This is a genomic window from Dolichospermum lemmermannii CS-548 (assembly GCF_028330815.1).
In the GTDB taxonomy this organism is placed as follows: Bacteria; Cyanobacteriota; Cyanobacteriia; order Cyanobacteriales; family Nostocaceae; genus Dolichospermum; species Dolichospermum lemmermannii.
The window spans coordinates 1-6,050 of the sequence record NZ_JAQMTJ010000151.1; the positions used below are offsets into that span (position 1 = coordinate 1).

A 6,050-nucleotide genomic window follows, 5' to 3' on the forward strand; every position below is an offset into this window, starting at 1 on the left:
CCAACCGCCTAATGCGAGGAAGGCACAGGGGAATAATAATATTCCTGACCAACCTACGAATACGAAGCGATCGCGCTTTAGCCAGTCGTCTAATACGTCAAACCACCCTCTACTGGGGGCGCGTCCAACTGCGATGGTCATTTAACTAAAATCCTCGTTTTTTACTAAAATTGCCCCGTTTTTTTAAGCAGTGTTTCCACAGTTTTACTGATTTATATCATCTGCCGTGAGGAATTCAACGTTTTTTTACAAACCCAGCAGCCTTGCAGAAGCTAAGATTGTGAGAACTGACTACTTGACAAAGTGATCATTTCTCATATGATCGGCTACCGTTAACTAGCAATCTAGATTGTGGTAACGCAATGATTCTTAACTTATCACATTCTTCAGGGTTTGGGCTGGATATGGAACAGGAAGTTAAATATTTTCTATCCATATCAGAATTTTAACAATTGGACATAGGTTTTCTCAGAAATCTTCCTAGGGGCGCAGGCCCTGCGGCCTAAAATCCTTCAAGTTCAGGATAAAATTTCTGCTCAATTCTTTGATAACTTGCAATCCAGACTGCTTCAGTGGCAGACTTGAGAAAGATAGTCCAAGGCAGTTTAATGACCGTATCAACAACAATTAACAAAAGCGAGAACCTTCTCTCTCAAAAGGTTCTTGGTTCACGTCGGTTTAGTAACTACTGGTGGGCAAGCATTGTAACTATGGGAGCCAGTGGTTTTTTCTTAGCTGGGATCTCTAGTTATCTCAAAGTTAATTTACTCATAGTTACTGATGCAACACAACTAATATTTGTCCCTCAAGGATTGGTGATGGGACTATATGGTTCTGCTGGCTTGCTATTAGCTACATATCTGTGGCTCGTGGTGCTGTGGGATTTAGGCGGCGGTTATAATGAGTTCAATCGGGAAACGGGGACATTAAAAATCTTTCGTTGGGGGTTTCCAGGGAAAAACCGTCAAATCCAAATTGACGGCAGGATTGCAGATGTACAATCTGTCAGGATTGTGATTAAAGAAGGTCTGAATCCTCAACGTGCTTTGTATCTTAGGGTTAAGGGTAGAAGAGATATTCCCCTCACACGAGTAGGTCAACCGTTATCTTTGGCAGATTTGGAAACCCAAGGTGCGGAATTAGCTCGTTTTTTAGGAGTATCTTTAGAAGGACTCTAGGGATTTTGAATTGGTGAACAATAAGATCCATAACATAAGATCCCCGACTTCTTAGAGAAGTCGGGGATCTGGGGATCTAAGGAATAATTGGCCAGAAAAGATGAAGATATTTTGTTTAATGCAGTCACTAACAATGCGGTTAAAATTTCCACAATTTTTTGTAGTTCTATTGATGATTGGCTCTTTGACTTTGGGAGGATGTACTGGTAGTACAACATCTTCTAATTCATCCCCAACGGCAACGACTACCAGTGCTACTACTAGCGCACAAACAGTATCAGAAACTGTTAGTGAGAGTATTCCTGGAACCAAAGGTTTACCACGCCTTGAGGGTAAAGCTACGGTGGTGATGACGGTGAGGCGTGGAGAAGTAGTTAACCCCCAATCAATTACAATTGAAATAGATGGCACAAATGCACCAATTACTGCGGGTAATTTTGTGGATTTGGTTCAAAAAGGCGTTTATGACGGTTTAGCATTCCATCGTGTTGTGCGTGAACCTCAACCTTTTGTGGTTCAAGGTGGAGATCCCCAAGGTAAAGATCCGAAATTTCCCGAAAATAGACTGGGAACAGGTGGTTTTATTGATCCTAAAACTGGGAATGAGCGCCGGATACCGTTAGAAATTAAACCAAAAGGCGCAAAAGAGCCTATTTACAGTAAGACAATTACTGAGAAGCCTGTATTACAGCATAAGCAAGGGGCGATCGCTATGGCTAGATCACAACCAACTGATTCTGCTTCTGCTCAATTTTACTTTGCTTTAGCAGATTTATCGTTCTTGGATGGTAACTATGCGGTGTTTGGTAATGTTACCAAAGGTTTTGAGGTAGTGAACAAAATCGAGCAAGGCGATCGCATTGTATCGACAAAAGTTACTCAAGGCGCGGAAAATCTAAAAACTGCTCCATAGTTTAGTTGTCAGTTGTCAGTTGTCAGTTGTCAGTAGGGGCGAAGCATTTGGAAGATAAATTATCGGTCATTGCAAAAAATAGTTCTCCAAATGCTTCGCCCGTACAGTGGTCAGTGGTCAGTTGTCAGTTGTCAAAATAATTGATAACTAGTACAATACGGCGTAAGTTAAGCAACCATTAAAAATTCCTGAAAAGCTTATACCATCTGCTTCTTAATTTTTAATTGTTAATTTTTAATTCCGCCCTGCGGTACTAGCCTAAAGTTGTTTCGTGATTTTACAAGTATTCTTACTCCTGACTCCTGACTCCTGACTTCTGACTTCTGACTCCTTCTTCATGTATTTTTATATAAAATCTAAAATTGGTTAGAGTTGTTGTGACTGGGATTGGTTTAGTTTCCGCTTTAGGTAAAAGCTTGGAGGCTAGTTGGCGAGATTTAGTATTAGGAAAAACGGGAATAAAATTACATCAACTATTTCCAGAATTGGGAATAATTCCCCTGGGATTAATTGCTGAAAAACCCTCTTTATTAAATACACTCACGGAAATAGTTGTTAACTCAGCTTTACAAGATGCTCAATTAATAACACCTTTACCTGATTGCGCGGTGGTAATTGGTTCTAGTCGGAGTTATCAAGCATCTTGGGAGATCATGGCGCGACAGATGTATCAGGAAGAGGCAGAATTAAACTTAGATAATTGGTTAAATACTTTACCTCAGATGAATGCGATCGCTGTAGCGCGACAAATTGGGGCAACAGCAGCAGTTTTAGCCCCAATGGCGGCTTGTGCAACGGGAATTTGGGCGATCGCTCAAGCTACAATGTTGATCAAAACTGGGCAATACCAACGAGCAATTACAGGAGCAATAGAAGCACCCATAACCCCCCTGACAATTGCCGGATTTAGGCAAATGGGGGCTTTAGCCAAAACAGGAGCTTATCCCTTTGATTTGCAGCGAGAAGGCTTGGTACTAGGTGAAGGTGGTGCTGTTTTGATTCTCGAATCTGCGGAATTAGCCATCCAAAGACAAGCCAAGATTTATGGAGAAATACTAGGTTTTGGCTTGACAGCAGACGCATATCATGGAAATTCACCAGAACCATCAGGTAAAAGTGCAATCATGGCAATTAAACAATGTTTAGAACGTAGTCACATTTCACCCACAGACATAGACTACATTCACACTCATGGTACAGCTACCCAGTTAAATGACCGCATTGAAAGTAAAATTATTCAACACTTGTTTTCACCAAAATTAGCGATTAGTTCCACAAAAGGTAGCACAGGTCATACATTAGGAGCATCTGGAGCTTTAGGTGTAGCATTTTCACTCATGGCATTGCAAAACCAAATTTTACCTCCCTGTGTAGGACTTCAGCAACCAGAATTTAATTTAAATTTCATCACATCAGCACAAGAAAGTAAAATTCAGCAAGTGCTATCTTTTAGCTTTGGCTTTGGGGGACAAAATGCCGTGATAGCTTTGGGAACAAGTAAAAATTTTTATTAGTTGTGAAAATTGATAAATTAGAGCTATAATTTATTACATCAACGTAATATAATAGAAAGTGAGTTGGGAAATAGAATATACTAATGAGTTTGAACATTGGTGGCAAACTCTTAGAGAGGAACAACAAGATGATATTGTCAGCATTGTTCAACTACTAGAAGAAAAAGGAACTCAATTACCCTTTCCTTATTCATCCGATGTTAAAGGTTCAAAAAATTCCCACTTAAGAGAGTTACGTATTCAAAGCGGTGGTAAACCAATCAGAATATTTTATGCTTTTGATCCGCGACGAGTGGCAATTTTACTGATTGGTGGAGATAAAACAGGAGATAACCGATTTTATGAAAAATATATTCCTATAGCAGATAGTCTTTATGATGAATATCTTGAAGAAATTAGTCGTGAGGGTTTAATATGACAGGACATAAAAAGTTTAGCAATCTTACCAAAGATTTCTCCTCAGAAAGAAAAACCAAAATAGCGAATCAAACAGCTACATTAAAAGAAGAAATGGCATTAGCTGAATTACGTCAAGCTTTAAAAATATCTCAAGCTCAATTAGCTGAAAAGTTGCAAATTAAACAACCTGCTATTTCTAGATTAGAGAATCGTACTGATATGTATGTTAGTCATCTAAGACAAGTTATTGAAGCTATGGGAGGAGAGTTAAAAATAACGGCAATTTTCCCTGATGTGGAAGTAACAATTACTAATTTTGAAGCTTTAGCAATGGATGTTGATAAGTAAGGTAATTCTTGATTAAGGAATTTACTACAAGAATTTTCGTAAGATAGCAACAGATTAATGAAGTTGTTGTTTTCGTAAAACCTCGAATAATTATTCAAAAATTTAAGTCTGTGAAACTACCACGAGTATCAATGATTTCCACACACAACTTTTTTTTTCAAAAAGACAAACAACAATTATTAGTTGATTTTTTATTGCATGGTAATGTAATAGATGAAAAATACCATTTGATTTTAGTAAGCTGTTATTTTAATTTAGAATCTACCAATACAATCATTCAAGTATTACAAAAAAAAATAAGCTTATATAAAATATCAATATATATAGATAGAGGAGAAGCTATATGTATAGGACTTGACAAGATCAATGATTGGATTAAAAATAAGCATTCCAATAATATTGAGATATCTTTTAGTGATAAAGTAGATAAAAAAATAGATGCAATAAAGGAAGATATTAAAAATATTAATGATGAAAAGCCAGGGGATCAAGTTCTTGAAATATTTAACAAGTATAACCTTGATATTAATACAAATATATTAAATTATTGCTTATATTTATCAATAGAATGCCAAAATCTTATTTTTTTAAATTGGCTCGATACAGATAGATTTATTAAAATTCAAGAAGAAATTGATAAAAAAAATAAAGCTAAGAAAGATAGAGAAAAAGCTACGAAAAAAAACTGATACACGGTCAAAATAATATTATTATAATGATTGAATTTACTTCCACAGCAGATGAAATAGCAAATCTTCTTAAAGAATAACTTATGAAAGAACTGGAACTACTAAAAAACTTATATTCTCAAGATTTAGAAACTAGAAAAAACTGGTATTCTCATGTTGCAGAAGCTTATAATAAATTCAGACCTCGCTATCCACAAGAAATTATTAATGGTGCTGTAGAAGTAGCTCAACTTTCCACCAAAGCCAATATTCTAGAATTAGGTTGTGGACCGGGAAATGCAACTTTAGCATTTGCTCAATTAGGTTTTTCTATGATTTGTTTAGAACCAAGTTTAGCAGCTTGTAATTTGGCAAAACAAAATTGTGTAATCTATCCACAGGTGGAAATTCAGCAAACAACCTTTGAAGAATGGGAACTAGAAACCGGAAAATTTGATGCTGTTTTAGCAGCAACTTCTTACCATTGGATTAATCCTGAATTTGGTAATAGCAAAATTTCTCAAGCTTTACGGAATCATGGTAATTTAATTTTGCTGTGGAATATGACACCGCAACCAGAATATGAAATATATCAAAATTTTCGGGAAGTTTATCAAAAGTATGCTCCACTTTTAGACAGATATGAAGATATAGAAACTCAAAAAGAGATAGTGCAAGCTTTAGGACAAAAAGCCATTGATTCAGGTAAATTCAAAAATTTAGTTTCCGAACAAGTTGTCTGTAGAGTTAATTATTATATGGATGACTTTTTACTGCTTTTAAGCACCTATACACAATACCTAAAACTAGATATAGAAACCAGAACTTGTTTATTTACAGCATTACGAAAAAAGATCGAAGATCATTATGGAGGAAATATCCAAATTACCTATAAGTAGGTCGGCGGAAAAGTTTCTAACTATGTAACGAAAAGTTAAGAATGGTTATTTTTGTTAAAATGAATACGTTCTGTACTGTATTGTCCTTTTTCTCCCCTAGCTTTAACCCCATTCATTACGGCATATGCAAG

The 6,050-nt window shown here is 36.4% G+C and carries 7 protein-coding genes and 1 pseudogene; 7 read left to right on the forward strand and 1 reads right to left on the reverse strand.

Annotated elements, in window-relative coordinates:
- A pseudogene (locus PN450_RS09895) lies at window positions 1-141 on the reverse strand (photosystem II D2 protein (photosystem q(a) protein)); the annotation flags it as partial.
- 467 nt (window positions 142-608) lie between these two features.
- Here PN450_RS09895 and PN450_RS09900 point away from each other — a divergent pair.
- From PN450_RS09900 to PN450_RS09930, 7 genes are all read left to right on the forward strand, one after another.
- Window positions 609-1,178 (forward strand): photosystem I assembly protein Ycf4, encoded by a 570-nt coding sequence (locus tag PN450_RS09900; RefSeq protein WP_015080308.1) that lies wholly within the window; start codon window positions 609-611, stop codon window positions 1,176-1,178.
- Window positions 1,179-1,311: 133 nt separating this feature from the next.
- The gene (locus tag PN450_RS09905) at window positions 1,312-2,091 is read left to right on the forward strand and encodes a peptidylprolyl isomerase (RefSeq protein WP_271836165.1); all 780 of its coding nucleotides are present in this window, start codon (window positions 1,312-1,314) and stop codon (window positions 2,089-2,091) included.
- Between the two features lie 362 nt (window positions 2,092-2,453).
- Window positions 2,454-3,605, forward strand: a complete 1,152-nt coding sequence (locus tag PN450_RS09910; RefSeq protein ID WP_148760365.1) for a beta-ketoacyl-ACP synthase — start codon at window positions 2,454-2,456, stop codon at window positions 3,603-3,605.
- A 58-nt stretch (window positions 3,606-3,663) separates the two neighbouring features.
- Window positions 3,664-4,023: a type II toxin-antitoxin system RelE/ParE family toxin gene (locus PN450_RS09915; RefSeq protein ID WP_015080305.1), complete on the forward strand. Its 360-nt coding sequence runs from the start codon at window positions 3,664-3,666 to the stop codon at window positions 4,021-4,023.
- Window positions 4,020-4,352, forward strand: coding sequence for an XRE family transcriptional regulator (locus tag PN450_RS09920; protein ID WP_015080304.1), 333 nt, complete (start codon window positions 4,020-4,022; stop codon window positions 4,350-4,352). The genes PN450_RS09915 and PN450_RS09920 overlap by 4 nt, the downstream gene beginning before the upstream one ends.
- Before the next feature lie 131 nt (window positions 4,353-4,483).
- Window positions 4,484-5,041: a hypothetical protein gene (locus PN450_RS09925; RefSeq protein WP_148760363.1), complete on the forward strand. Its 558-nt coding sequence runs from the start codon at window positions 4,484-4,486 to the stop codon at window positions 5,039-5,041.
- Between the two features lie 83 nt (window positions 5,042-5,124).
- On the forward strand, window positions 5,125-5,919 hold the full coding sequence (locus PN450_RS09930) for a class I SAM-dependent methyltransferase (protein ID WP_271836164.1): 795 nt from the start codon (window positions 5,125-5,127) through the stop codon (window positions 5,917-5,919).
- The last annotated feature ends 131 nt before the right edge of the window (window positions 5,920-6,050 follow it).